This is a genomic window from Mesorhizobium sp. ISC11 (genome assembly GCF_037162595.1).
In the GTDB taxonomy this organism is placed as follows: domain Bacteria; phylum Pseudomonadota; class Alphaproteobacteria; order Rhizobiales; family Rhizobiaceae; genus Mesorhizobium; species Mesorhizobium ciceri.
This window is the reverse complement of sequence record NZ_JAVSPW010000001.1, coordinates 121,875-148,325: the sequence shown is the minus strand read 5'-3', so window position 1 is coordinate 148,325 and position 26,451 is coordinate 121,875. Positions and strand designations below refer to the sequence as shown.

The window sequence follows — 26,451 nt, the reverse complement described above, 5'->3', positions numbered from 1 at the left end:
GAAGATTCCTTCTGGAACGTTGAACGAGACAGAGCCTAGCTGTGGAGCGATTTTGTTGATATTACAAAGATAAGACAATCTCTGTAACAAAAACTGACATGGCCGAATTCACCCTGCACGATCTGCAATGCTTCGATGCGGTGGTCCGCACCGGCGGTTTTCAGCCTGCGGCGGCCATGCTGTATCGCTCGCACCCCGCGGTGTTCGCCGCCGTCGCCAAGCTGGAGCGACAGCTCGGCCTCGTCCTTTTGGATCGCAGCGGCTATCGCGTGCGTCCGACCGAGGCCGGGCTGTCGTTCCACCGCCGAGCGCTATCGCTGCTGCGCGAGATGGACGGTTTGCGCGTCCATGCCGCCCAGTTGGCGATGGGTGAGGAAAGCGAGATCCATGTGGTGATCGGCGACCTGTGCCCGCGCCCGCAGGTGCTGGGCATGCTCGGGCGATTCTTCGCACAGTTGCCCGGCACGCGCCTGCATCTGCATTTCGAAGCGGTGGGCGGCCCATGGGAGCGTCTCTTCGACGACGAAGCCGACCTGATCCTGCACTGGGTCGACAAGGGCGATGCGCGGGTGGAATGGGTCGATTTGTGCAAGGTGTCCTTCATTCCCGTGGTGGCGCCGGGCTTTCTGCCTCAGCGTATCGAGCAGCCGATCACCCCGGACCAGATGCAGGCACTCACCCAATGCGTCATGCGCGACAGCGCCCGCCATTCGCCACAACAAAACTATTCGCTGATCGAAGGCGCGCCGCAATGCCTCGTCGCCGACCAGGGCATGAAGAAGGAGATCATCCTGCAGGGCCTTGGCTGGGGCCACCTGCCCCGCTTCCTGATCGAGGAAGAACTGCAGGACGGACGCCTGCACTCCATTGCCGGCCGTCATCTGCCGGGCCGCACCGACGAACTGGTGGTGGCGCGCCGCCGCGACCGGCCGCATGGGCCGATCGCGAACCGGCTGTGGGATCATATCCAGCAGGAAGCGCCGGCATTGCGCCGTGTGCTCGAAGCGCCGAAATCCGCCGAGGAAGTCAGCGGCCAACCAGCCAGCGAAAAGCGCGACGGATGAACGTTTGAGCGTCCTCCGTCACTGGTTCGCCGTGCGCCATCAGCACTCTTTCGGCCGGCCATGCCAGTATGCGTTGAAGAGCGGCACGCGCGGCGCGCCGGTCGGTAAAGCCGGCGCGGAATTTTCGCGGCACTGAGGGCTCTGCGGCCACCATCAGATCCAGCCGGGCTACGAGCGCCCGCCAGCCCTTGAACCATCCGGCGTGGAAATGCTGGATCAGATCGGTGAACAACACTGTCCTGCTTGCGCGGTGGAAGAAGACAATCTCGGTGGTGATCCTGTTGCCGCGCACGACGACCTGGTCGAGATCGTCCGCCCAGTCGGCGGCAGGCGCATCGCCGAGCTCGCCGCAGAAGAGGATATCTCGGCGCTTTTCCCGCAGGCCGGGTGGCGCATAGACCTTGGCATCGGGATAGCCGCGCTGCCAGTCAGCGAGAAACACGTGGTGAAGCGAATTGGGCGGGATCAGGAAGCGCACCACGCCCAGAGCGTCCACATCGGCGCGCAGCTCGTTCGTGAGCTCTACCGGTGACCAGATGAACAAACCGCCCCCGGACAATCCGATAACGGCCATACGCGTGGGATAGTGAAAGCCGGCGGCCGCCGTGACGATCGGACCATCCGCAATCCAGATCCCAAGGCCGAATTCCTTGAGACTACCAGCCATTTGCACATTGCTTCCCATAGAGCCGCTTGAATTCCGATGCGCCACGGTCGACCCTTCGCGGGATTGGCGGCTGCCGCAATGCGGCGGTCACGCAGCAAAAATTTACATATGTGTAAATTTACACTAGGGTATAAAAATGACAACCCCAAAGCGGACCGAACGGTCGCGAAGCCTCATCCTCGATGCCGCCGACCTGGCGTTTCGGGAGATGGGGTTTGCCAACACCTCGGTCGAGGAGATCGCGACGCGCGCCGGCTTGACCCGCAAAACGGTCTACAATCTGTTCAGTTCGAAAGAAGAAATCGCGTTGCGGCTCATCGCCCGCGTGGAGGCGGGCGATGCCGCCTACCGCGCCCGCATGGCGGCGAACGAAGATGTATTCGTCATGCTCGAGACAGTCTTTCTCGACAGCGCCGGCTGGTGCCTGGCCAATCCCTCGCTTGCCAGGCTGGCTCTTGCCCCCGCCGAGCGTCCGTCCCTGCAGCCGCCGCCCGACCGGCCCTCATTCCAGCGCCTGGTCCGGGACCTTCTGGTGCTCGGCCAACGGCAAGGTGTCATTCGCAGGGATGACGATGCCAATTTCATGGCGCTGGTCCTGCTTGGAATATACGGCCAGGCGATGCTTTCGGCGCTTTCGGCCGGGTCATTCAGCGAGGACGAGATCAGGCACCTCATCCGCATCGTCGTTGAAGGGATCGGCAAACGCTAACTACGCGAACCACTTGTCCGCCGATCTCCAAAGCGCCGCAGGAGTGCTCCCGGCCTTCGCTTCATTGGCTGCTCTTCGGAGCCTTGGCGTCCTTTGAACGCTCCGCGATAGCGGGGCCGGCCCCGGACGTCTTTTCGGTTGCGGCGCTCGGCGTGACTTGTCTTGGCGGGTTTTGTCCCTCCGACTGGCGGGTGCGGTCTTCCACTTCGCCCATCCGGCGGGTGAGCCCTATTCCGCCGGCAGGCTTCTCGTTGGCGGCCGCATCCTGGGAGAATTCATCGGAAGCGTCGGCACCGGTCTTTGCCGGATATTTCGTCGCACCGGTTTCATAGCGGGTTTCGTTCTCAGTCATGGCATCTCTCCAGTTGCATGACGGATAAACATCTCGGCGCTATCCGGGTTCCAATTCCTGGACTTGGATTCCGGACGGATCTGGATTCCGCCCGGTCGGCCACCCAAGCGACGAGATGAGCAGCACCCTACTGCAGCAGACCCTTGACGATGCCGCTCGCCTTGCCGAAATCCATCTGGCCGGCATATTTCTGTTTCAGCGCGGCAATCACCTTGCCCATGTCCTTCTGGCTGGCCGCACCGGTCGCGGCGATCGCCTCGCGCGCCGCCGCGGTTACCGCCGCATCGTCCAGTTGCGTCGGCAGGAAGGTGCGGATGATCTCCATCTCGCCGCGCTCCTGCGCGGCCAGTTCCGGCCGCTTGCCGTCATCGAAGGCTTTGGCCGATTCCTCGCGCTGCTTCACCATCTTGGCCAGGATCTGCAGGATCTCCTCGTCGCTGGCCGGCTCCTTGCCTGACCCGCGATTGGCAATGTCGCGGTCGTGAATGGCGGCCTGGATCAGCCGCAATGTCGGCAGCCGGTGCTTGTCCTGCGCCTTCATCGCGCTCTTCAGGGATTCGGCGATTTTGCCGCGCATGGTGCATTCTCCTTCGATCGGCGCGGACAATAGCGCCGCGGGCGAGCCAAGGCAAACTCTGATGTGCCGAGGCAAGCCACTGATTTTGCTAGGCGAAATAAAATATGGCGGCATTTCGCATGATCATTGACCGCCCTGCCCCCTTCCCCTATGTACTGGGCCTTGCATGAACGGAAATTTGACTGCGTGGAAGCCGCGAAATCGCCGCTTCGCGCCGTTTGCCGCGCAGATGGCCCGCCGGGCCGGTTGCAGCGCGCGGCCTGACAGGAGTGCCGCATGGCCGAGATGACGCCCGCCTTGACCCCCGCTTGGGCCACGGAAAAGCCGACCGCCCTTCTGGTGCTGGCCGACGGCACCGTCATCGAAGGTCGCGGTCTCGGCGCCACCGGCTCCGCTGTCGCCGAAGTCTGCTTCAACACGGCGCTGACCGGCTATCAGGAAATCCTCACCGATCCGTCCTATGCCGGCCAGATCGTCACCTTCACCTTCCCGCATATCGGCAACATCGGCACCAATGACGAGGACATCGAGGATCTCAATCCGGTCGCTCGCGCCGGCGCCGTCGGCGCCGTGTTCAAGGCCGATGTCACCAACCCGTCCAACTACCGCGCCGGCACTGGTCTCGACCAGTGGCTGAAGAAGCGCGGCATCGTCGCTTTGTCGGGCATCGACACCCGTGCGCTCACCGCGCTGATCCGTGAAAAGGGCATGCCCAACGCCGTCATCGCGCATGCGCCCGATGGCGTGTTCGACATCGACGATCTCAAGCGCCGCGCCGCCGCATGGTCGGGCCTGATCGGGCTCGATCTCGCCAAGGAGGTCACCTCGGGCCAGTCCTCGGTCTGGCGCGAGACGCCCTGGGTGTGGAACGAAGGCTTTGGCGAACAGATCGAACCGACAATGCACGTCGTCGCCATCGACTACGGCGTCAAACGCAACATCTTGCGCCTGCTCGCCGGCCTCGGCGCCAAGGTCACCGTGGTGCCGGCCAAGTCCGGCGCCGAGGAAATCCTCGCCATGCAGCCGGACGGCATTTTTCTCTCCAACGGCCCCGGCGACCCGGAAGCCACCGGCGACTATGCCGTTCCGGTCATCCGGGATCTGCTGAAGACCGACATCCCGGTGTTCGGCATCTGCCTTGGCCACCAGATGCTGGCGCTGGCGCTGGGCGGCAAGACCGCCAAGATGCACCAGGGCCATCACGGCGCCAACCATCCGGTCAAGGACCACACCACCGGCAAGGTCGAGATCGTCTCGATGAACCACGGCTTTGCCGTGGATGCCGACTCGCTGCCATCAGGCGTCGAGGAAACCCACGTCTCGCTGTTCGACGGTTCGAACTGCGGCATCACGCTGACCGGCCGGCCGGTGTTCTCGGTCCAGCATCACCCCGAGGCTTCCCCCGGCCCGCAGGATTCGCATTACCTGTTCCGCCGCTTCGTCAATTTGATCCGCGAAAAGCGCGGTGAGGAATTGCTGGCCGAACGGGCTTAGCGCGATCCGGTAGCGCCGCCCCTCATTGCCCTGCCGGGATGGCGCTCCCTGGTGAGCGCAATGCGGTTGTGACTCACACCTGTGCTCCATCCTCAGCGACATCGGTGGCGACATTCGTGCGCGCTGCCGGCCTCGCAACTTTCGTCACAAAGACGATGACCGCCAGCGTCAGGAAGCACGCTCCCAGCAGATAGGGCGCGCCGCCGAAGGTCACCGGCGCGCTTGGCCCGGTGAACCAGGAAAAGATCGCCGTGTAGAGCAGCGGCGTGATGATCGAGGTGATCGAGAAGATCGAGGTCATCGCGCCCTGCAGTTCGCCTTGCGCCGAAGGCGGCACCTTGGCGGCGGCGAGGCTCCGCAGCGGCGGGTCGGCCAGCGCTTCCAGGCAGCCGACGACGATCACCGCATAGATCATCCAGCCTTGCGACGCGAAGGCGTAGCCGAAGGCGCTGGCTGCCGTGAATGTCAGGCCGATGACCGCCGTCTTCCACTCGCCAAGCCTCGGGATGACGCGCGGCAGCACCGTCGCCATGACGATCGCGCCGCACAGGCCAAAGGCGCCGAGCGAGAAGCCGATCTGCTGCTCGCTCCAGCCATAGCGGTAGCTGGAGACGAACGACCAGACCGCCGGATACATCATATGCCCGAGCGTCATCAGGAAGAAGACAAGCCCGATCCAGCCGATGCCTTGATATTGGCGCATCTGCAGAAGCGTGCCGACAGGGTTGGCGCGTTTCCACTCGAAGCGGCGGCGGTGCTTGTCATCGAGCGTTTCCGGCAGGAAAAACAACGCGATGAGGAAATTCACGAAGGCGAGCCCGGCGGCGAAATAGAACGGCACGCGCGGCCCGAACGTGCCGAGCAGCCCGCCCAGAACCGGCCCGATGACGAAGCCGACGCCAAATGCGATGCCGAGCAGGCCGAAATTCTTAGCCCGATTGTCATCGTTCGAGATGTCGGCGATGAAGGCCGATGTCGTCGAATAGCTGGCGCCCGAAATGCCGGCCAGCACGCGCCCGATGAACAGCATCGGGTAGGACCAGGCGACGGCGCAGATCAGATTGTCGATGGAGAAGGTCAGCACCGATGCGAGCAGGATCGGCCGCCGCCCGAACCGGTCGCTCAAGCCGCCCATGATCGGCGCGAAGAAGAACTGCATCGCCGCATAGACGAAGAACAGCCAGCCGCCTTCGATCGCCGCGCCGCTGATGCTGACCCCGGTCAATTCCCGGAGATAGGCCGGCAGCACCGGCATGATCATGCCGAAACCGATAATGTCGAGCAGCAGCGTGGTGAAGACGAGCGCAAGGCCCCGTCTGGCGGTTTTGGGGTCGATCATGCAGGATCAAGCTCCTCTGCTCGCCCTCAGGCGCAGGCGGACGCACCTTATAGGCGAGCTCGCGGAAAGGAACAATGCAGGAACAGGCCGAATCTATTCATCCTGACACCACCTGACGGCAGCATCGCCGGCAGGTGAAGCTCGACAACGGTCTGGTCAGATCGGCCCACTCAGCGTGTTGCAATCCGACAGCTTGCCGCTCTTGTAACCACGCGCCAGCCAGGTCTGCCGCTGCTGCGAGGTGCCGTGGTTGAAGCTTTCCGGCACGACATAGCCCTGCATCTTCTTCTGCAGCGTGTCGTCGCCGATCTGCTTGGCGGCGTTCAGCGCGCTTTCGATGTCGCCCTGCTCCAATATGCCTTTCTGTCCGGTGTAGTGGGCCCACACACCGGCAAAGCAGTCGGCCTGAAGCTCGATTCGCACCGACATCTGGTTGGCCTCGACCTCGCCCATGCTCTGCCGCATCTGGTTGAACTTGGACATGATGCCGGTCAGGTTCTGCACATGATGGCCGATTTCATGCGCGATCACATAGGCGCGGGCAAATTCGCCCGAAGCGCCGAACTGCTGGTCGAGTTGCTGGAAGAAGGTCATGTCCAGATAGACCTTGTGGTCGCCGGGACAATAGAACGGTCCGGCCGCCGCGGAGGCAAAGCCGCAGGCCGAACGGACCTGGCCGGAAAACAGCACCAGCTTGGGATCCTCGTAGGTCAATCCCTGCGACTTGAAGATGCCGGTCCAGGTGTCCTCGGTCTCGGCCAGCACGGTCGCCACGAACTGCTTCATCTCGTCATTGGCGGGGGCGGTGCCGCTGTCCTGGCCGCTGTTGTCGGTGATCTGGCCGCCGCCGCCCGGCAGCAGGCCGCCGTCGCCGCCACCCAGGATCGTCGAAGGATCGAAGCCGAAATACCATCCGGCCAGCACCACCAGGATGACGAGGAAGATGCTGCCCCCGCCACCGGTGCGGCCGCCGATCGGAATGCGGAACTGGCCACCGCCGCCGCCGAGTCCGCCGCCGCCGCTGTCGCTGCGGTCGTCCTCGATATTGTCACTCTGACGACGGCCCTTCCAGAGCATGGCAACTCCTCGTGCAGCAAACCTCCCCGTTGCTCCGGGGCGACAAACAATTATCCCAACGGTTGCGCCAAGTCACAGCATTTTTCGATGGCCTTTTTGGCCACACGGGTTGCCTTGCGGCCAAGTTCGTTGTGGCGAGCGGCTCGGCGTTGCAATCGTCCCCGTGGCCTACGCCGATCACGTAAGCCCGACAGAGAGCTAATCTTCCTGCTTGGCGCCGGCGCTCTTGCCGTCGGAGCTCTTCGAACGCTCCTCGAAACGCGCCGCGCCCTTTTTCAGCGGATGGCCGGTTTCGGCTTCGGTCTTGCGCTCATCCCTGGCCGCCGCCTGTTTCAGTCCCTCGGCTGCCTGCTTGCCCTTTGCCGCCGGCGTTTGTTCGATGCCCATCGTTTCCTCCCTTTCGCGCGCCAATCGCACGGATCTGGTGCAAACGTGTCTGGCGTGCGACGGTTCCGGCGACGCGGGAACTCTGGCGCTCAGCGCGCCGTCATCGCCTTGCGGAAGGCTTCCAGCGTCTCGGCGCTGACATGGTGCTCGATGCCCTCGGCATCGATGCGCGCCGTCTCCGCACTGACACCGAGCGAGCGCAAGAAAGCTTCCACCGTCTGGTGGCGGATGCGGCTTTCCTCCGCGACTTTGCGGCCGGCTTCGGTCAGGAACACGCCACGATAGGGTTTTCTCGACACCAGACCGTCGGCGCACAGCCTGGTCAGCATCTTGGCCACTGTCGGCTGCGCGACACCGAGCCGTGCGGCGATGTCGACCTGACGCGCCTCGTTGCCGTCTTCGATCAGGTCGGCGATCAGTTCGACATAATCCTCGACCAACGCACTGCGGCGCGCTTCGCGCTGCTGCCGGAAGCCCTCCGAATGAATTTCGGCGTCGAGCAGCGGCTCGCGCGGAACTGGTCTGTTCTTCAGCACCAATACGCGCTCCTCCCAGGACTATTTGCCATCCATGCTTTCATAGCACGGGCTCTGATTCTTCAGGCCGTTTATTTGCATTCCGCAACAGGTGCAACCGGGGCTTCCGATTGCCGTTTCACCCGATGACCGCCAGCCGGATAAAAAGCAACGACAATGAAATATAGCATATTGCATAATGTTGAGCCATGGCATAGCTTAAGGCAACATCGTTCAGTCTCGCGGAAAGCCATCCTTCATGTCCGAAGCCGAAGCCACAGCCTCCCGTTCCTCATGGCGGTTCGCCAGGCCCGACGAGGACGAGCAGCCCAGCCTGCGCGAAGTCAATTCCTCCATCGCCGTGCCGAACTCGGGCGTCTGGTTCCGTCGCCTGTTCGCCTTCATGGGTCCCGGCTACATGGTCTCGGTCGGCTATATGGACCCCGGCAACTGGGCGACCGACCTCGCCGGCGGCGCCCAGTTCGGTTACACGCTGCTGTTCATCATCATGCTGTCCAACCTGATGGCGATCCTTTTGCAGGCGCTGGCGGCACGGCTCGGCATCGCCACCGGCCGCGACCTCGCCCAAGCCTGCCGGGCCTATTATCCCCGGCCGGTGAACTTCGTGCTGTGGATCGCCTGCGAGCTGGCCATCATCGCCTGCGACCTGGCCGAAGTCATCGGCACCGCGATCGCATTGCAGCTTCTGTTCGGCATTCCGCTGATCGGCGGCGCCATGCTGACGGCGCTCGACGCCTTCCTCGTGCTGCTCCTGATGAACAAGGGGTTTCGCTATCTCGAAGCCTTCGTCATCGCGCTTTTGATCATCATCTTCAGCTGCTTCGCCATCCAGATCTTCGTCGCCGCCCCGCCGGCCGGTTCGATCCTGCATGCCATGTTCGTGCCGTCGTCGGAAATCGTCACCAATCCGGCGATGCTCTACATCGCCATCGGCATCATCGGCGCCACCGTCATGCCGCATAATCTCTATCTGCACTCCTCGATCGTGCAGACCCGCGCCTATGAACGCACCGACAAGGGCAAGCGCGACGCCATCAAATGGGCAACGACGGACTCGACCATCGCCCTGATGCTGGCTTTGTTCGTCAACGCCTCGATCCTGATCGTGTCCGCGGTCGCCTTTCACAACACCGGCCACCAGGACGTCGCAGAGATCGGCCAGGCCTTCGAGCTGCTGTCGCCACTGCTCGGCCTCGGCATCGCCTCGATCCTGTTCGCGGTGGCGCTGCTGGCTTCCGGCCTGAACTCGACGGTGACGGCCACGCTCGCCGGCCAGATTGTTATGGAAGGCTTCCTGCGCCTGCGCATCCCCAACTGGGCACGCCGGCTGCTGACGCGCGGCCTCGCCATTATCCCGGTGGTGGTCGTCACCGCGCTCTATGGCGAAAAGGGCACCGGCCAGTTGCTGGTGTTCAGCCAGGTCATCCTGTCGATGCAACTGCCCTTCGCGGTCGTCCCGCTGGTGCAGTTCGTCTCCGACAAGAAGAAGATGGGCAATCTCGCCATTCCGCGCGGCGTCGCAGCCCTTGCCTGGGTGGTCGCCGCGATCATCCTGGTGCTCAACTTCAAGCTGCTCTACGACACCATGTTCGGGGTCGGCTGAGTTCCGCTTCGCCTGGAAACCGGCTGCCCTCTGCGCAGGGGGCAGCCTCGCGACAAATCGGCAATCCGCGCTATGTTTTCCGGCATCATGACCCGGATCGAAGACATCAGGAAATTCTACGCGCGGCTGCTGGCCGCCAATGCCGGCTCGCCCGACCCACGTCTGGAAGCGGCTTTCGCCGACGTGCCGCGCGAAGCGTTTCTCGGTCCCGGGCCGTGGACGGTCGTCGCCGGCAACGGCAAGGTCACAACACCGAGCGCCGATCCGGCTCATATCTATCAGAACGTGCTGGTGGCGCTCGACGACGACAAGGGCATCAACAATGGCGAGCCATTCCTGCACGCCATGTGGATTGGAAAGCTTGAACCGAAACCCGGTGAGGCGGTTTGCCATATCGGCGCCGGCACCGGCTACTACACCGCCGTGCTGGCCCGGCTGGTTTCGCCAGGCGGCATCGTCACCGCTTTCGAACTCGACGAGAAGCTGGCCGATCTGGCGCGTCAAAATCTCGAAGCCTATGGCAATGCGACGGTGGTCCATGGCGATGCCGTGACGACGCCCCTGCCGCCATCCGACATCATCTATGTCAATGCCGGGGTCGCAGCGCCCCCGGCCGGATGGCTGAAGGCGCTGCGGCCAGGCGGCCGCATGATCTTTCCCTGGCGGCCGGCCGAGCGCGTCCCGCTGGCGGTGATGGTGACACGCACGCAAAAAGGCTTCGCCTGCGATCCGTTCATGCGGTCGTGGTTCATTCCCTGTGTCGGCGCCTCGGTCGCGGACCCCGCGGCGATGATCCCCACCGGCGAGCAGGCCGCGCGCAGCCGCTCGATCTGGCTGGCGCAGGACAGGGCGCCGGACGACACCGCCACCGCCATATCAGGCGATGTCTGGTTCTCGTCGGAAAATCTCCACACCGAGCCTCGCAAGCAACGGTGATTTTCCAAAATTTCGTCCTGTCCTGTCGGACCGGTGGCTCGTCGCCCGTCCTTGGGCTGAAGTCCGCCACGACGGCGTGGACCGAAGAACGGGAGCATTGGAATGAGAAAGATCATCTCTGCGACATTCATCAGCCTCGACGGCGTCATGCAGGCGCCCGGCGGCCCGCAAGAGGATCCGGTCGGCGGCTTCAAGTTCGGCGGCTGGACCTTCCATTACTTCGACGAGGCGGGGGGCGCGGCGATGGATGAACTGTTCTCCAAGCCTTTCGCCCTGCTTCTCGGCCGCAGGACCTACGATATCTTCGCCGCCTACTGGCCATATCAGAAAGATCCGATCGCGGATGCCTTCAACCCTGCGGCCAAATATGTCGCGACGCATCGGCCCGACACCCTCACCTGGCAGAACACGCAATCGCTCGGCCCTGATATCGTTGCGGAGTTGCGCCGCCTCAAGCAGGAGGATGGACCCGACCTGCTCATCCAGGGATCGGGCAACCTGATCCAAACGCTGCTCGCCAACGGGCTGATCGACGAGATCCGGCTGATGGTCTTCCCGCTGTTGCTGGGTAAGGGCAAGCGGCTGTTCGGCGACAGCGCGATCCCGGCCGCCTTCAAGCTCATCAAGTCGCAGGCAACCGGCACCGGCGTCATCATGGCGACCTACGAACGCGCGGGCGAGGTCAAGGTCGGGTCGTTTGTCACGGGAGAGCCGTCGGAAGCCGAGCTCGAGCGGCGCAGGAATTGGAAGTAGCGGGACGGCCTTGGCACCTTTCCTCTCCCTCCGGAGGGGGGAGAGCGACGGGGGAGAGGAACCCCAGTTCTGAGAAGCTTCAAGCAGCGACTGGTCGCCGCGCCAGCCCTTCCCGTATATGCCGTGCGAATTCCTGCGCCGCGGGGCCTACCCCATGCCTCGGCAGATGCAGGTTGATGGCAAAATTCGGCAGCGGCGGCAGGCCGGACTCCGATGGCAATATGTCGAGATCGGCTGGCACCGTGGAGGCCAGCCAGGTGGTGACGGCGAGGTCGGAGCGCACCGTCGCGGTCGTCGCGTCGATGTTGCCGTTCTCGAACACGGTGCGCCACTCCAGCCCATGCTCACCGAGCGCCGCCAGCACAGCCGGCCGGAAAGCGCAGGTGTCGGCGACGATCGAGACCGGCAGCGGCCGCTTGGCGCGGGCAACGCCGCCCTTGGCACCGACCCAGACCAGCCGGTCAACGACGAGGCATTCGCCGGCCGACGGGCCGGCGCATTCCTCGATCACGGCAAGTTCGATGGTCCCGGCCGCAAGGGCAGCAGTCAATTCTGGCGACGAGGCGCAGACCAGCGATATCTCGACCTGCGGATAGGTCTCGGCATAGGTCTTCAGCACCGGCGCCAGCAAGGTGCCGACAAGGTCGTAGGGCACGCCGAGCCGCACCTGGCCGGCCACCGGTGTCCCAGCCATTTCGGCCCAAATCTCGTCATTCAAGGCCAGCAGCCGCTTGCCCCTGCCGAACAGCTGTTCACCGGCGCGCGTCAGCCGCAAGCCGCGCCGGTCGCGCTCGAAGAGGCTCGAGCCGAACGCCTCCTCCAGCCGTTTGACCTGCTGGCTGACAGCACCTTGCGTCAGGTGCAGTGCATTGGCCGCCGCTGTCATGCTGGCCTTGTCGGCGACGGTGATAAAGGTGCGGATCAGCGCCATGTCGAGATTTCGGATCATGGTTGGCATTATGCTTGCTAATGTCAACCATAGCAAACATTGCATTTACTGAAGTTCGTGCGCGGCTACGATGGCAGCCCTCCCACCGAGGACGCCGCATGCTCGAGCCCATTTTCCCGCTCATCCTGTTTGCCATCGTCGCCACCACCACGCCCGGCATCGCCACGACCCTGTCGACGGCATCGGGCGCACAGTTCGGCTTTCGCCGTTCCGTACCCCTGCTGATCGGCAGCGCCGCCGGCCTCGCCACGGTGACGAGCGCCGCCGCCGCCGGGCTCGCCGGCCTGCTGCTCGCCGTGCCCTCGCTGCAACTGGCGATGAAGGTCACCGGCTCACTTTATCTCGTCTGGCTGGCGATCAAGATCGGCCGCAGCGGACCGCCTAATCTGGATGTAACCATGGCCAGGCCGAACAGCTTTCTCGGCGGCGCCGGCATTCAATGGATGAACCCGAAGGGATGGGCGATGGGACTGGGCGCCGCGGCGTCGTTCGCGGCATTGGCCAGCGGACCGATGCAGCTCGCGCTGCTGCTCGGCGCCACTTTCGGCCTCGCGGCCGCCGCCTCGCTTTCACTGTGGTGCGTGGCCGGCATGGTGCTGGCGCGGCTGCTCAAGACCGAGTGGCAATGGCGCGCGCTCAACGTCGTGCTGGCGCTGGTGCTGGCCGCCTCGATCATTCCGATGTGGCGGTCGGTGTAAAGCGCTCAAGCCAAAACCCGCGCCAGCCCCCCACCCGGGCCTTCGGTCCGACCTCCCCACAAGGGGGAGGTAGGGAGCGCGCCTTTTCCAAGCCTCAAGGAGGGTGGCGCGCGCCCCTAACCTTCCCCCTTGTGGGGGTCCGAAGGCGGGCGAGACCCGTGGCTCGCCCCGGCAAGTCGCTGCGAAGCAGCGGGCTGGGGGTCCTGGTTCGCAAAGCGAACCAGCCTCTCAACCGTCAAACCCCGTAACGCGCCGCCGGCTTGTCGGCGTGCAGGCTGCCGTAGAAGGCTTGCCGGGCGCCGAGGAATGTGTCGAGCTTGGCCGCATCGGCAAGCGCGGGCACGGTGACCGCCTCGCCTTTGGCCAAGCCGACAAGTGCGGCATCGACCATGTCGTCGGCGGTCATGATGATCTCCTTCGGAACGTTTGCGATATCGGTGCCGGCAAGTTCCCAGAAATCGGTCCGGGTCGCGCCCGGCAGCACCACCTGCACCTTCACATTGGTGCCCTCGACCTCACGGTGCAGGGCTTCGGTGAAGTTGACCACATAAGCTTTGGTGCCGCTGTAGATGCCGCCGAAGGAGGTGTCGAAGGCGAGCACCGAGGCGATGTTGACGATGCCGCCGCGGTTGCGTGCCAAAAGCCCCGGCAGCACGGCGCGGGTTAGACGCGTCAAGGCGATGGTGTTGACCTTGATCATGCGCTCGGCCGCGTCGACATCGGCGGTGGCCACGACGGCCTGGCCGCCGATGCCGGCATTGTTGACCAGCAGTGTGATGCTCTCGTCGGCTGTTACAGCTTGCTCGACGCGGCGCACATCATCGTCGTTTGCAAGATCGGCGCTGATCACGCCGACCTTGCGGCTATAGGTCTGGCGCAGCTTCCCGGCCAGTTCCTCCAGCCGGTCGGCGCGCCGCGCCACCAGCACCAGATCGTAGCCCTGCCCCGCCAGCCGGTCGGCATAGACCGCGCCGATGCCCGACGAAGCACCGGTGACGACCGCCGTGCCCTTGTTGCCCTGTCCACTCATTGTCCTGTTCCTTCTTCAACTGATCTTGTTCGTTTCGAATGACCCCCGGCACCGTGGCATCTGCCGCGCTGTCGGAAAGCCGCTTGATCTGATTTAGTGGCATATACCACTAATCGTGAAGTAGGCATATGCCACTATCTTGTCAATGAGACGGGCGGGGATTATTTGAGGGGAGCAGCCGGGCCTCATTCCCCGGCGCCAGGGACCATCATGTCAAAGGACAGCCTGCCCGGCCTCACGCTCTGCAACAACGCCGCGCTGCGCCGCGCGGCGCGCAAGCTCGGCAAGTTTTATGATGATGTGGTGGAGCCGTCAGGCCTCAAGGCGACGCAGCAGGGCCTGCTTTACCAGATCCATATGGGCGATGAGCCGGCGATGGGCGCCATCGCCACGTCGCTGATCATGGACCTGTCGGCGCTCGGCCATACGCTGAAACCGCTGATCCGCGACGGCTATGTCGAGACCTTCGCCGACCCGGAGGACCGCCGCGTCAAGCGTGTACGACTGACGCCAAAGGGCCTGGACAAGATCGAGGAAGCGATGAAACTGTGGCAAATCGCCCAGCAGCGCTTCGAGGATGTCGTCGGCAAGGACAAGGCCGAAGATTTGCGCGCGGCTCTGGATGAGATCGCCGCGCTGGATTTTGATCTGCCGCCGGCCACGCCCTAAGGCCAGCGTTTGCCAAAGACTCTACTCGGCAGGCATTTCTACAGGCCGAGCCGCCCAGCGGCCGGCGACCACGACGCCAAGCCCGACGATCGGGAAGATCGCGGCCACCAGGCCGAGATCGGCCGGCGCGCCGTAGCGCAGCACGGCACCACCGACCACGGCACCCAGCGCCACGCCGAGATAGAGCGCCGAGGCGTTGAGCGACAGCACGATCGGGGCGGCATCGGGCGCCAGCTTGATGATGCGGCTCGCCTGCGCCGGCGGGAACGCCCAGCCGACGATGCCCCACGGCACCATCATCGCCATCAGCGCCGGCCCGGCAATATGGTGCGGCAGGAAGGTCGGGATGACCGACAATAAGACCAGCATGCCGGCACTCAGCGCCAGCGACCAGCCGACGGTGCGGGTCGCACCGAACCGGTCGGCGGCCTGGCCGCCGCCAATGTTGCCGATGACGGCGCCGACGCCGAAGGCGAGCAGCATGCCGGGCAGCGCGATCTGGCTGAGACCGCCGCCCTCGATGGCAAGCGGCGCGACATAGGCAAAGACGGTGAAGGCGCCGATCAGCGCCAGCACTGTCGTCAACAGGATCGGCATCACGCCTGGACGCAGCGCTGCCGCCAGCCTGCGCTTCAAGGGCAGCCTGGTGCCAACGATGCCCTGCGGCAGCCGGTACCACAGGATCGCGCCTGCAAGTGCGCCAAGGCCGGCGATGGCAAAGAAGGTGCCGCGCCAGCCGGCAACGGTGGCAACGAGCGCGCCGAGCGGCGCACCGAGCGCAACGGCCACAGTGGTGCCGCCGACGACGACGGCGATGGCACGCGCCCGGTGATGATCATCGACCAGCGCCACCGCCGTGCCTTGCGCGGTTGCGGCGAACAGGCCCGACGACAGCGCCATGACGATGCGCGCGACCAGAAGCAGTTCGAAGGAGGAACTCAAGGCGGCGGCGATGTTGCCGATGACGAAGAACACCAGCGTCCACAGGATGACGCGGCGCCGGTCCCATTCGCCGGTCAGCGTCGCCAGGATCGGCGTGCCGACCGCATAGGCGAGCGCGAAGGCGGTAATCAGCGTGCCGGCCAGCGGAATGGAGATGCCGGCATCCGCCGCGATGTCGGGCAGAAGGCTGGAGATGACGAAGCCTTCGGTCGAGATCGTGAACGATCCGAGCGCGAGCCAGAAGAGGCGCTTGTCCATGGCGGGATGTCCTAGTTCAAAAGTTATTGAACAATTGGACATAACAGGGCATCATGTCAATGAAGCCAGGGAAAAATAGCTGAACCTTCCTGACAGCCCTGTGTCAGCACAGGCCGGGCGGGGTTCGCGCGAGACGGAGAAAGGCCATGTGGAGCCAACAATGATGGATGCGTTGAAATCGGACCCGACTGTGCTTAGTTTCGAGCCATGACCTTGCCACACCCCAATACGGACCAGATCAGCCTGCCGATCGTGCTTGGCGTGCTCGGCGACCCGACGCGGCTTGCCATCGTGCGCTATCTCGCCAGCAAGCAGGGCGTGCCGCTGAACTGCAGCCAGTTCCTCGATTTCGGCTCGAAGACCAATCTGAGCTACCACCTCGCCAAATTGCGCGAGGCCGGCCTCACCCGCGCCGAGGTGGTCGGCACCAACCGCATGATCACACTGCGCCGGGCCGATCTCGACGCCCGCTTCCCCGGCCTGCTCGACAGCGTCATCGCCGCCGCCGGCGACGATCCCGCACTGCCGGCGGTTGGCGGCCACGATATCGAAGTGCACGCCCGACCCTGAAGGACTTGGGTTCTTCGCCCACGAACGTGGGGAAAAGGAAAAGCGGCGTCACACAGGAGCTTCCCGAAATGCGCATCGCCGTCCTCGCCGACATCCACGGCAATGTGCTGGCGCTCGACGCCGTGCTTGACGACCTGCGCCGGCGCGGCGGCGCCGACCTGACCGTCAATCTCGGCGACAGCGTTTCCGGCCCGCTATGGCCGCGCGAAACGATGGAACGGCTGCAGGCGCTGAACCTGCCGACGGTGCGCGGCAACCACGACCGCCGTGTTGCCGCCGACCCCGCTGATGACACCATGTGGCCCTCCGACGTCTATGCGCAGGAGCGGCTGACCGAGGCACAGCGCCAGGTGCTGTTCGCCCAGCCGTTGACGCTGGAGATCGCACCCGGAATCATCGCTTTCCACGCCCGTCCCGACCATGACGAGAAATATCTCACTGATACGATCGTCAATGGCCAGCTGGTACGCGCGCCGCTGACGGCGATCCGGCGGCGGCTGAAGGCGCTCGACCCGGCTTGCCGCATCGCGCTGTGCGGCCACAGCCACCGCGCGGAACTGATCCGCGTCCCCGACGGTCCCGTCATCTTCAATCCGGGCAGCATCGGCTGCCCTGCCTATGACGATTCCACGCCGCCGGCGCATGTCTCCGAGCAGGGCTCGCCGCATGCGCGCTACGGCATTGTCACCCTGGGCAGCAACGGCCAGCCCGACGGCTTCGAGGCCATCGCCGTCGACTACGACCACGAGGCGGCCGCCAGGCAGGCCGAACAAGCGGGCCGGCCGGAATGGGCTCACGCGCTCAGAACCGGGTTCATGCCCCTGCCCGGCTGAAGGCTGGCGAAACGGCGGCCCGAATTTTCGGGCTTACATGGCGCCGCGTCGTCCCTTATAAAACCGGCCGGGCTTGCGGCGGGCTCGATCCGCCGGCACGGTATCAGCGCACGGCCAAACGATGAGGCGCACAGTTACGCTCCGAACAATCCTCCATGCGCTGATTGCTGCTCCGCTGTTGATGACGGCGTGGCCGGTGATTGCCCCCGCTATGGCTGAAGAGATGGCCCAAGAGGCGCCGGAGCTCGTCATCTCCGTCGTCACCGGCCTGGCGCCGGACGACCTTCTCAAGGTCCGCACCACCGCATCGCCGGTCGCCACGGTCGAGGCGCGGCTGAGCAGCGGCGACATGGTCACCAATCTCGGCTGCAACGACATCAACGGCTACAAATGGTGCAAGGTCGAAAGCACGGGCAAGGAGAAGCTGAGCGGCTGGGCACCGGCGCGCTATCTCATCCCTCTCAATCCGACCCCCTATGTCGAAGGTGAGCCAAGACCGGCCGATGCGCCGGTGGTTGCCTCCACCGGCAGCGGCAAGGAGGCCGGGCAGGCCTCGGCACCGGACCAATCGCAGGCCATCGGCTCAGCTGACAGCGCGCCGGTCGCACCGCCCGACCTGACGGCGCGGCTTGGCGGCGCCGGTCCGGCAGCAGAAAGCACGCCGAAATCGCCAGAGGAAATCGGCCACGCCGCCATGCAGGATGCGTACCTACTGGCGCTGGCGGCGCCTGACGTCCCGCTTGATTCCGCTCCGACGCCGGCTTCTGGCCCCGAGATTCCCTGCGCCCGCTATGTCGGCCAGCCGATGGAGCGCTGCAAGGTCAGCGTGGTGCACAGCGCCGACAAGGCGAACATCACTGTGACCTGGCCCGATGGCGGCACGCGCATCATCTCCTTCCGTGCCGGCCAGCCGGCCGGTTCCGACGCGCCCGGCGACTTCCGCTTCACCAGGGAAGGCAGCCTCAACATGATCCGTGTCGGCGTCTCGGAGCGGTTTGAGATCACGGATCAGTTGGCGCTGGGGAATTAGAATTTATGGGAGTAAGGGAGTAGGGGAATAAGGGAGTGTGTTTGGAATGCCCTCGAACCCAACCTACTCCCCTACTCCCCTACTCCCCTACTCCCCTACTCCCCTACTCCCCTATTCCCCTACCTCGCATTTTCGGGGTTACATCAGTCAAAACTCTTCCCTATAAGGCCCTCCTAGCCTGATACCAGAATCGCGAGCACAACCGGCCGGGTCTTCCCGTCCCGGTTTTTTGTGCAAGCCGCCCGCCGAACGGACCTTTGACATGCCAAGACGCACTGACATCAAGTCGATCCTGATCATCGGGGCCGGCCCCATCGTCATCGGCCAGGCCTGCGAGTTCGACTATTCCGGCACGCAGGCCTGCAAGGCGCTGAAAGAGGAAGGCTTCCGCGTCATCCTGGTCAATTCCAACCCGGCCACCATCATGACCGACCCGGAACTGGCCGACGCCACCTATATCGAGCCGATCACGCCTGAAGTGGTGGCCAAGATCATCGCCAAGGAGCGGCCCGACGCGCTGCTGCCGACCATGGGCGGCCAGACCGCGCTCAACACCGCTCTGTCGCTGCGCCGCATGGGCGTGCTCGAGCGCTACAATGTCGAGATGATCGGCGCCGATGCTACCGCCATCGACAAGGCCGAGGACCGCGCGCTGTTTCGCGAGGCGATGAAGAAGATCGGCCTGGAAACGCCGAAGTCGATGCTGGCCAACGCCACCGACGTCAAGAACACCGACCGCAAGACGCATGAGGCCGAGCGCGCGGCGCTCAAGGCCGAGAAGCCGGCCGATCTCGACGCCGCGCTCGATGCGCTGGAAACCCGCTGGAACCTCGGCGAAGGCGACCGCAAGCAGCGCTATATCAGCCATGGCATGGCGATCGCCGCCCAGGCGCTCGACCATGTCGGCCTGCCGGCCATCATCCGCCCGTCCTTCACCATGGGCGGCACCGGCGGCGGCATCGCCTACAACCGCGCCGAATTCTACGAGATCGTCCAGTCCGGCCTCGACGCCTCGCCGACCACCGAAGTGCTGATCGAGGAGAGCGTGCTCGGCTGGAAGGAGTATGAGATGGAGGTCGTCCGCGACAGAGCGGACAATTGCATCATCGTCTGCTCGATCGAGAACATCGACCCGATGGGCGTGCATACCGGCGACTCGATCACCGTCGCCCCTGCCCTGACGCTGACCGACAAAGAATACCAGATGATGCGCAACGCCTCGATCGCGGTGCTGCGCGAGATCGGCGTCGAGACCGGCGGCTCCAACGTGCAGTTCGCCGTCAACCCGGCCGATGGCCGCCTCGTCGTCATCGAGATGAACCCGCGCGTCTCGCGTTCGTCGGCCCTGGCCTCCAAAGCGACCGGTTTCCCGATCGCCAAGATCGCCGCAAAGCTCGCCGTCGGCTACACGCTGGACGAGCTGGAGAACGACATCACCGGCGGCGCGACGCCAGCCTCGTTCGAACCGAGCATCGATTACGTCGTCACGAAGATCCCGCGTTTCGCCTTCGAGAAATTCCCCGGCGCCGAGCCGGTGCTGACCACCGCCATGAAGTCGGTGGGCGAAGTCATGGCCATCGGCCGCACCTTCCAGGAATCGCTGCAGAAGGCCCTGCGTGGACTTGAAACCGGCCTGACTGGTCTGGACGAGATCGAAATCCCCGGCCTCGGTTCCGCCAACCATGCCGACGACCGCAACGCCATTCGTGCGGCGCTCGGCACGCCGACGCCCGACCGGCTGCGCATGGTGGCGCAGGCGATCCGCATGGGCACCTCGTTGGAGGACGTGCACGCCATGTGCAAGATCGACCCGTGGTTCCTCGAACAGATCGCCGGCATCGTCGCCATGGAAGCCCGCATCCGCGAGCACGGCATTCCCGAGGATGCCGTCAATCTGCGCATGCTGAAGGCCATGGGCTTCTCCGATGCCCGCCTCGCGTCGCTGACGAAGACCGACGCCGAAGTGATTCAGAAAGCTCGCGAAAAGCTCGACGTTCATCCTGTTTATAAACGCATCGACACATGTGCGGCCGAGTTCGCCTCGCCCACCGCCTACATGTACTCGACCTATGAAGTGCCGTTCGCCGGCGCGCTGGCCAACGAGGCACAGGTCTCGTCGCGCAAGAAGGTCGTCATCCTCGGCGGCGGCCCCAACCGCATCGGCCAGGGCATCGAGTTCGACTATTGCTGCTGCCACGCCGCCTTCGCACTGCGCGACGCCGGCTATGAAGCGATCATGATCAACTGCAATCCGGAGACGGTCTCGACCGACTACGACACCTCGGACCGGCTCTATTTCGAGCCGCTGACGGCGGAAGACGTGCTGGAGATCCTGCGCGCCGAGCAGGCCTCGGGCGAGCTGGTCGGCGTCATCGTCCAGTTCGGCGGCCAGACGCCGCTGAAGCTGGCGGATGCGCTGGAGAAGGCCGGCATCCCCATCCTCGGCACCTCGCCCGACATGATCGATCTGGCCGAAGACCGCGACCGCTTCCAGAAGCTGCTGCACAAGCTCAACCTCAGCCAGCCCAAGAACGGCATCGCCTATTCGGTCGAGCAGGCCCGCCTCGTTGCCGGCGAGCTCGGCTTCCCGCTGGTGGTGCGCCCGTCCTATGTGCTCGGCGGCCGCGCCATGCAGATCATCCATGACGAGGGCATGCTGCAGACCTACCTGCTCGACACCGTGCCCGGCCTGGTGCCGGAGGACATCAAGCAGAAATACCCCAACGACAAGACCGGCCAGATCAACACGCTGCTGGGCAAGAACCCGCTGCTGTTCGACACCTACCTATCCGGCGCCATCGAGGTCGATGTCGACTGCCTCTGCGACGGCAAGGCGACCTTCGTCTCCGGCATTTTGGAGCACATCGAGGAAGCCGGCATCCATTCGGGCGACAGCGCCTGCTCGCTGCCGGTGCACTCGCTGCCTTCCGAACTGGTCGACGAGCTGGAGCGCCAGACGGCGGCGCTCGCCCGCGCGCTCAATGTCGGCGGCCTGATGAACGTGCAGTACGCGATCAAAGACGGCACGGTCTATGTGCTGGAGGTCAACCCGCGCGCGTCACGCACCGTGCCCTTTGTCGCCAAGACCATCGGGCGGCCGATCGCGAAAATCGCCGCCCGCATCATGGCCGGCGAAAAACTGGAAGACGCCTTCGCCCATTACGGCGCCATGCCCGACCCCAGGAACCCCGGCCACATCGCGGTCAAGGAAGCGGTGTTCCCCTTCGCCCGCTTCCCCGGCGTCGACATCCTGCTCGGCCCGGAAATGCGCTCGACCGGCGAGGTCATGGGCCTCGACCGCGATTTTGCGCTGGCCTTCGCCAAGAGCCAGTTGGGCGCCGGCGTCGACCTGCCCCGCTCCGGCACGCTGTTCGTCTCGGTGCGCGACGAGGACAAGAAAGGCATATTGCCAGCGGTGAAGCGCCTGGCCGGCCTCGGCTTCAAGGTGCTGGCCACCTCGGGCACCGCCCGCTTCCTCGCCGAAAACGGCGTCGTCGCCGAGAAGATCAACAAGGTTCTGGAAGGCCGCCCCCACATCGAAGACGCCATCCGCAACCGCCAGGTGCAGATCGTCTTCAACACCACGGACGGCCAGAAGGCGGTGTCGGACTCCAAGTCGCTACGGCGAGCGACGCTGATGCAGAAGGTGCCGTATTACACGACGCTGTCGGGTGCGGCCGCAGTAGCGGAAGCGATTGCGGCGCTGAAGGCGGGGAGTTTGGAAGTGAGGCCGCTGCAGGAGTATTTTGCGTGAGGCAACTGGACCGAGGGCATTGCCTCCAACATATTTGCATGTCGATTCTGGTTTTTGTGCTGTAGCTGCGCTAGCGCGCATGTCTACTCCCCAGTGCTCCCGCCAAGCACAAAACGGTGAGAAAGCATTTCTAACGAGCCACTTGTTTCCCCCCGTTTCCTCGTTATTAATCTCGAGGGGATTGGGGAGGGCTTTGAATGTCGAACATCGATGGAAACCAGGTAGCCGCTGCTGTCATTACAGACCTGACAAAGGATTTCTTGACAAGATTGAAGGATGGCACCTTAGGTGCCCTGTCAAAGAAATATGATATTATATTTGCAGATTTTTCCGAATATCTCAGCTCAACATATCAAAAGTGCAACTACATAAGAACTCTTATCACAAAAGAGCGCCCGTACGAGCTTCAAGATATATATATAAATGGAAACTTCAGCTGCTCAGGAAAAGCTATAGATGACAATTCGTTGTGTCAGGAAGCCCGCGACAACAAACGACTAATAGTTACTGGGTTCGGTGGCATCGGGAAAACGGTTTTCGCAAAGCACCTTTGGTTGTCTATTTTTCGCGAGCCGCAAGGACGGATTCCCGTTTTTCTAGAGCTGAGGCGGCTTAATCAGATCACATCGATAGATATGGAAACCATTCTTCGGAATCTGTTATTCCCGAGCAAAAGAGCATCAAGAGAGGATCTGTTTAGCGAGCTCTTGGCGAGCGGAAGATTCATTTTTATTTTTGATGCTTTCGACGAACTGAACGAGATAAATCGGGGCATTGTGGAAGAGCAGATACTGCATATGGCCTACCGAAGTCCAAAATGCGGTTTTGTAATTACCTCCCGCCGCGAGGCAAGATTTGAAAGCTGGGAACAGTTTCACATATACAAAGCAATGCCGTTCGACAAAAGCCAAGTCAAAGAACTGATACAAAAAATAGAATTCGAGCCATCGATAAAGAGAAAATTTATATCGGAGATAGTAGAACGAAATTTTGCGAAGCACGAAAGCTTTCTTTCTACCCCTTTATTAAGTCTCATGATGTTAATGACTTTTAGCCAGTATGGTGAGTTGCCGGAGAAAATTCACATATTTTACAGGTATGCATTTCAGGCCCTATATTCATGGCATGACGCGTCAAAAGAGGCGTTCCGCCGAGAGAGAAGAAGCGGATTACTTATAGATCAATTCGAGAAGATATTCTCCATCTTTTCTCTTCTATCATACTACGAATTTGAAACAATTTTTGAGAAAATAGACTTAGAAAAGTACGTAGAGAGAAGCAAAAAGCAATCGGATTTTGAATTTAACACCGATAGTTTTATCGAAGAAGCGGAGCAATCTGTAAATCTCCTGTTCAAAGACGGCACGTTGTACTCCTTTACCCACAGATCGTTTCAGGAATATTTTTGCGCTTACGCCCTCTCCAGCTACTTCCCAAACAAGATGTCCGATATAATTCAACGAATGGCGGTAAGGATGACGGATAGCATGCTGATGATGCTATACGAGATAAATCCGGTTATTGTAGAGGAAAATTACATAAACAATCTATACGGAAAGTACGGAGATGACATCAATAGACTTGTGGATATAGATTCGGATATCGAATTTTTAAAAGAGGTAGATCTTAATATTGTCACCGTTATATCGTCGACAGTGCAGCGGGAAATAATTTCGACAAAGAGGCGCAACAGTGCCAAGAATACAGCCGAGATTAGAATGTCGCATTTCGATTCATTTTTTCTCAATGATGCTGGCGTCAGAAAATTTTCTGAAGTTGTATCTTCGATGTTTAGAACCCGCTATGAGGCTGACGTCGGCGAAGCGTTCAGTGACGAGTACCCGTTATGGGCCGAATCGTTTAGCCAGATCGCCATCAAATTCTTCAAGGTTCTGAAGATAAATGAAGAGAAGGGGCATATCCGCGCGGACTATTCACTAAAATCAGGTCTGATGGAGTTCTGGCATCGCGATAAGCTGGTTGGGAAAACATACATTGATCTCTCCACTGAAATTCAACCAAGTGAGCCGTTTTGGTCGATAGCGGCAGCTATGAGGAGAAAAATGGCATTCACTAAGACTGTCGCTGAAGAGACATTTTCTCGAACATCGGCGAAAGAGATGTCGATCGATCAGCTAATAGGCAGAATTTAGTCTCAGGCTGCAGATTTTGTTGTGTTGGGGCCGCTTCAAGCCACAGCCACACACTCAATCTCGATATCAAACTCCATTGGCCACGACGCCACCGGCACAAAACTGCGCGCCGGCGGGTTGGTCGAAAAATACCTGGCATAAACACGGTTGATGGCGTTGTAGAAGCCGGAATTGACGGCGTAGATGCGCACCATCACCACATTGTCGAGCGAGGTGCCGGCCGCTTCCAGGCAATGTTTCAGCGCCTTCAGCGACGCCTCGGTCTGCACCTCGATGTCGCCGCGCACCATCTCGCCGGTCACCATGTCCACCGGCGGCGTCGCCGAGATGAACACGAAGCCGTTGGCCTTCACCGCTGTCGAACAGGGAAGGCCGAGCGCCCGCACCTTGTCCGACATGACGGGGACTTCGATGATTTCTTTCTTCATGGCAAATCTCCCTTGTTTGCAGGGAGCTTATCCCCGCACTGGCGGAACGCCAGCGCCGTTCTTCCCTTCTCCCCTTGTGGGAGAAGGTGGATCGGCGCGATAGCGCCGAGACGGATGAGGGGTGTTCCAGCGGAGTGAGACGTCGGCGTTTCCTGGAACACCCCTCATCCGACCTCGCTTCGCGAGGCCACCTTCTCCCACAGGGGGAGAAGGAAGATGCGGCGCTAAAGAAAACCAATGAACCGTCCGGCGAAAAGCACTGATGTCCACAGCAGTATCGAGAGCACAGCCAGGATGGTGCTGCCGGCCAGCTCGTCACCGCCTCTGGCGAAGCGCAGGAAGGTGAAAAAATTGACGCCGGCGAGAAGGATGAGTGCCATCTTGGCGAGGAAAACCGGCATCGCCGCATAGGTGCTCGCCTTGACCGAAAACAGCAGCGAGCCTGTGACGAGCGCACCCGCGAATGCACTTAATGCAATGCGGCGCAGCAGCGCGACGAATGCGGCTTGCGGCAGCGAACGGAAAGCGCCGCAGATCCTGAGGTCCATGAGAACGACGCTGGTCAGCAGCGCACCGATCGACATGATGTGGAGCGCATTGACTATGGGATAGGCGACGAAGGAAGCCTTCAGCCACCGCGCCAAGGCGAGTTGCTCGATGCCGGCGAGAAGCTCCGTCATCTAGGCCGGCGGCACACGGTCGGGATAAACGTCATACGTCTTGCCGTTGACGACGATGCGCACCGCTTTCATGCGCTTTTCGCTCGCCTCGAGCGAGCGGTTGCCGATCGCGGTCACCTCGTCGCCGACCTTGGCCACCTCCTCCGTGAAGCCGGCGGCGATGGTGCGTGATGGCGGCGCCATCTCCACCCGCCAGGCCTCACCCTCCGCGTCGACATCCAGCGTGGCGTGCGGATTGCCGATATAGATGGCCGTGATCTTGCCCTTGAGTTCGAAAAACCCATCCTGTGTCCACGACCAGCCGTGATGGGCATAGGCCGCGGTGCCGGCGGCAAGCATCACGGCCGCCGTCAGCGTGACGCTGCGAATTGCCTTGAACTGCATCGCTCGTCTCCTCGGTTCATCCCGCAGGCACTTGAGAGTAGGACACGGCGCGGCAACGTCAAATCATATCGAGCGAAAGACTGGACCGCCAAGCACCCGCCCAATCGCCGGCATGACGCCTTGTTAATGACACCCATGCGCGCCACTCTCTCTTTCCTGGCCGTTCTTCCCCTGGGCTGAAGATCGGACTCCCATCGGAAACGAGGCGAACATGAGCAGCATGAGAGACCGTCAGGAAGGCTTCGAAAAGAAGTTTGCGATGGACGAGGAAACGAAGTTCAGGGCCATGGCGCGCCGCAACAAGCTGCTCGGCCTGTGGGCCGCCGAACAGCTCGGCAAATCCGGTGCTGACGCCGACGCCTATGCCAAGGAAGTCGTGCACGCGGATTTCGAAGAGGCAGGCGACAACGATGTGTTCCGCAAGGTCCGCGCCGACTTCGACGCGGCAGGCATTTCTCTGTCGGATGCCCAGATACGCAGCGCCATGGAAACCCTGCTGGTGACCGCGGTCGAGCAGATCAGATCGACCTGAGCGCCGCTCAGCCTTGATCGGTATAGGACGTGCCGTCCTTAAGGCAC

The 26,451-nt window shown here is 62.5% G+C and carries 27 protein-coding genes; 14 read left to right on the top strand and 13 right to left on the bottom strand.

All coding sequences use genetic code 11. The annotated features are described in order from the left end of the window. The first annotated feature begins 98 nt into the window (after positions 1 to 98). Positions 99 to 1,064: a LysR family transcriptional regulator gene (locus tag RPF88_RS00785; protein ID WP_013530130.1), complete on the top strand. Its 966-nt coding sequence runs from the start codon at positions 99 to 101 to the stop codon at positions 1,062 to 1,064. On the opposite strand, the gene RPF88_RS00780 is transcribed toward RPF88_RS00785, so the two are convergent. After that, the gene (locus tag RPF88_RS00780; protein WP_337121470.1) at positions 1,027 to 1,731 is read right to left on the bottom strand and encodes a DUF4336 domain-containing protein; all 705 of its coding nucleotides are present in this window, start codon (positions 1,729 to 1,731) and stop codon (positions 1,027 to 1,029) included. The genes RPF88_RS00785 and RPF88_RS00780 overlap by 38 nt on opposite strands. Before the next feature lie 136 nt (positions 1,732 to 1,867). Between RPF88_RS00780 and RPF88_RS00775 the strand changes: the two genes are divergently transcribed. Further along, positions 1,868 to 2,440: a TetR/AcrR family transcriptional regulator gene (locus tag RPF88_RS00775; protein ID WP_013530128.1), complete on the top strand. Its 573-nt coding sequence runs from the start codon at positions 1,868 to 1,870 to the stop codon at positions 2,438 to 2,440. 61 nt (positions 2,441 to 2,501) lie between these two features. Here RPF88_RS00775 and RPF88_RS00770 read toward each other — a convergent pair whose 3' ends face one another. Continuing rightward, a complete protein-coding gene (locus RPF88_RS00770; protein ID WP_063172881.1) occupies positions 2,502 to 2,792 on the bottom strand; it encodes a hypothetical protein in 291 nt (96 codons plus the stop codon). Positions 2,793 to 2,919: 127 nt separating this feature from the next. Further along, entirely contained in the window at positions 2,920 to 3,369 is a 450-nt protein-coding gene (locus RPF88_RS00765; RefSeq protein WP_013530126.1) for a GatB/YqeY domain-containing protein, read from the bottom strand. Between the two features lie 276 nt (positions 3,370 to 3,645). On the opposite strand from RPF88_RS00765, the gene carA reads away from it, so the two are divergent. Beyond that, positions 3,646 to 4,863, top strand: a complete 1,218-nt coding sequence (carA, locus tag RPF88_RS00760) for a glutamine-hydrolyzing carbamoyl-phosphate synthase small subunit (RefSeq protein ID WP_013530125.1) — start codon at positions 3,646 to 3,648, stop codon at positions 4,861 to 4,863. Positions 4,864 to 4,936: 73 nt separating this feature from the next. Here carA and RPF88_RS00755 read toward each other — a convergent pair whose 3' ends face one another. The 4 genes from RPF88_RS00755 to mntR form a co-directional block, all read right to left on the bottom strand. Next, positions 4,937 to 6,202 carry a TCR/Tet family MFS transporter gene (locus tag RPF88_RS00755; RefSeq protein ID WP_027162079.1) on the bottom strand — a complete coding sequence of 422 codons (1,266 nt, stop codon included), beginning with the start codon at positions 6,200 to 6,202 and terminating at the stop codon, positions 4,937 to 4,939. 156 nt (positions 6,203 to 6,358) lie between these two features. After that, positions 6,359 to 7,279, bottom strand: a complete 921-nt coding sequence (gene ypfJ / locus RPF88_RS00750) for a KPN_02809 family neutral zinc metallopeptidase (protein WP_027162080.1) — start codon at positions 7,277 to 7,279, stop codon at positions 6,359 to 6,361. 198 nt (positions 7,280 to 7,477) lie between these two features. Then, on the bottom strand, positions 7,478 to 7,666 hold the full coding sequence (locus RPF88_RS00745; protein WP_013530122.1) for a hypothetical protein: 189 nt from the start codon (positions 7,664 to 7,666) through the stop codon (positions 7,478 to 7,480). A gap of 89 nt (positions 7,667 to 7,755) precedes the next feature. Continuing rightward, entirely contained in the window at positions 7,756 to 8,205 is a 450-nt protein-coding gene (gene mntR, locus RPF88_RS00740) for a manganese-binding transcriptional regulator MntR (RefSeq protein WP_024504117.1), read from the bottom strand. A gap of 235 nt (positions 8,206 to 8,440) precedes the next feature. Between mntR and RPF88_RS00735 the strand changes: the two genes are divergently transcribed. From RPF88_RS00735 to RPF88_RS00725, 3 genes are all read left to right on the top strand, one after another. Further along, positions 8,441 to 9,805 (top strand): Nramp family divalent metal transporter, encoded by a 1,365-nt coding sequence (locus tag RPF88_RS00735; protein ID WP_013530120.1) that lies wholly within the window; start codon positions 8,441 to 8,443, stop codon positions 9,803 to 9,805. A gap of 87 nt (positions 9,806 to 9,892) precedes the next feature. Next, positions 9,893 to 10,741, top strand: coding sequence for a protein-L-isoaspartate O-methyltransferase family protein (locus tag RPF88_RS00730; RefSeq protein ID WP_164919884.1), 849 nt, complete (start codon positions 9,893 to 9,895; stop codon positions 10,739 to 10,741). A 102-nt stretch (positions 10,742 to 10,843) separates the two neighbouring features. After that, positions 10,844 to 11,494 (top strand): dihydrofolate reductase family protein, encoded by a 651-nt coding sequence (locus tag RPF88_RS00725; RefSeq protein ID WP_027162082.1) that lies wholly within the window; start codon positions 10,844 to 10,846, stop codon positions 11,492 to 11,494. Positions 11,495 to 11,573: 79 nt separating this feature from the next. On the opposite strand, the gene RPF88_RS00720 is transcribed toward RPF88_RS00725, so the two are convergent. Next, positions 11,574 to 12,443, bottom strand: a complete 870-nt coding sequence (locus RPF88_RS00720) for a LysR family transcriptional regulator (RefSeq protein WP_027162083.1) — start codon at positions 12,441 to 12,443, stop codon at positions 11,574 to 11,576. Positions 12,444 to 12,541: 98 nt separating this feature from the next. Between RPF88_RS00720 and RPF88_RS00715 the strand changes: the two genes are divergently transcribed. Further along, positions 12,542 to 13,141: a LysE family translocator gene (locus RPF88_RS00715; RefSeq protein ID WP_027162084.1), complete on the top strand. Its 600-nt coding sequence runs from the start codon at positions 12,542 to 12,544 to the stop codon at positions 13,139 to 13,141. Positions 13,142 to 13,376: 235 nt separating this feature from the next. Here the strand turns inward: RPF88_RS00715 and RPF88_RS00710 are convergent, their stop codons facing one another. Next, positions 13,377 to 14,171, bottom strand: coding sequence for an SDR family NAD(P)-dependent oxidoreductase (locus RPF88_RS00710; protein ID WP_013530115.1), 795 nt, complete (start codon positions 14,169 to 14,171; stop codon positions 13,377 to 13,379). 210 nt (positions 14,172 to 14,381) lie between these two features. Here RPF88_RS00710 and RPF88_RS00705 point away from each other — a divergent pair, with 210 nt between their 5' ends. Beyond that, positions 14,382 to 14,840, top strand: coding sequence for a MarR family winged helix-turn-helix transcriptional regulator (locus RPF88_RS00705; protein WP_024504123.1), 459 nt, complete (start codon positions 14,382 to 14,384; stop codon positions 14,838 to 14,840). A gap of 21 nt (positions 14,841 to 14,861) precedes the next feature. Here RPF88_RS00705 and RPF88_RS00700 read toward each other — a convergent pair whose 3' ends face one another. Continuing rightward, a complete protein-coding gene (locus RPF88_RS00700) occupies positions 14,862 to 16,040 on the bottom strand; it encodes an MFS transporter (protein WP_027162085.1) in 1,179 nt (392 codons plus the stop codon). A 207-nt stretch (positions 16,041 to 16,247) separates the two neighbouring features. On the opposite strand from RPF88_RS00700, the gene RPF88_RS00695 reads away from it, so the two are divergent. The 5 genes from RPF88_RS00695 to RPF88_RS00675 all read left to right on the top strand — a co-directional run bounded on the left by RPF88_RS00695 (position 16,248) and on the right by RPF88_RS00675 (position 24,380). After that, positions 16,248 to 16,610 (top strand): ArsR/SmtB family transcription factor, encoded by a 363-nt coding sequence (locus tag RPF88_RS00695; RefSeq protein ID WP_337121451.1) that lies wholly within the window; start codon positions 16,248 to 16,250, stop codon positions 16,608 to 16,610. Positions 16,611 to 16,678: 68 nt separating this feature from the next. Then, a complete protein-coding gene (locus RPF88_RS00690; protein WP_063168791.1) occupies positions 16,679 to 17,443 on the top strand; it encodes a metallophosphoesterase family protein in 765 nt (254 codons plus the stop codon). Positions 17,444 to 17,654: 211 nt separating this feature from the next. Continuing rightward, positions 17,655 to 18,473, top strand: coding sequence for an SH3 domain-containing protein (locus tag RPF88_RS00685; protein WP_337121447.1), 819 nt, complete (start codon positions 17,655 to 17,657; stop codon positions 18,471 to 18,473). A 262-nt stretch (positions 18,474 to 18,735) separates the two neighbouring features. Next, positions 18,736 to 22,227 (top strand): carbamoyl-phosphate synthase large subunit, encoded by a 3,492-nt coding sequence (gene carB / locus RPF88_RS00680; protein WP_337121445.1) that lies wholly within the window; start codon positions 18,736 to 18,738, stop codon positions 22,225 to 22,227. A 197-nt stretch (positions 22,228 to 22,424) separates the two neighbouring features. Then, a complete protein-coding gene (locus RPF88_RS00675) occupies positions 22,425 to 24,380 on the top strand; it encodes an NACHT domain-containing protein (protein ID WP_337121443.1) in 1,956 nt (651 codons plus the stop codon). 35 nt (positions 24,381 to 24,415) lie between these two features. Here RPF88_RS00675 and RPF88_RS00670 read toward each other — a convergent pair whose 3' ends face one another. The 3 genes from RPF88_RS00670 to RPF88_RS00660 all read right to left on the bottom strand — a co-directional run bounded on the left by RPF88_RS00670 (position 24,416) and on the right by RPF88_RS00660 (position 25,872). Beyond that, positions 24,416 to 24,808, bottom strand: coding sequence for a Rid family hydrolase (locus RPF88_RS00670; RefSeq protein WP_013530107.1), 393 nt, complete (start codon positions 24,806 to 24,808; stop codon positions 24,416 to 24,418). A gap of 224 nt (positions 24,809 to 25,032) precedes the next feature. Next, a complete protein-coding gene (locus tag RPF88_RS00665) occupies positions 25,033 to 25,488 on the bottom strand; it encodes a hypothetical protein (protein ID WP_337121440.1) in 456 nt (151 codons plus the stop codon). Then, on the bottom strand, positions 25,489 to 25,872 hold the full coding sequence (locus tag RPF88_RS00660) for a DUF6152 family protein (protein WP_337121438.1): 384 nt from the start codon (positions 25,870 to 25,872) through the stop codon (positions 25,489 to 25,491). 211 nt (positions 25,873 to 26,083) lie between these two features. Between RPF88_RS00660 and RPF88_RS00655 the strand changes: the two genes are divergently transcribed. Beyond that, positions 26,084 to 26,404 carry a DUF1476 domain-containing protein gene (locus RPF88_RS00655; RefSeq protein WP_337121436.1) on the top strand — a complete coding sequence of 107 codons (321 nt, stop codon included), beginning with the start codon at positions 26,084 to 26,086 and terminating at the stop codon, positions 26,402 to 26,404. Positions 26,405 to 26,451: the final 47 nt, after the last annotated feature.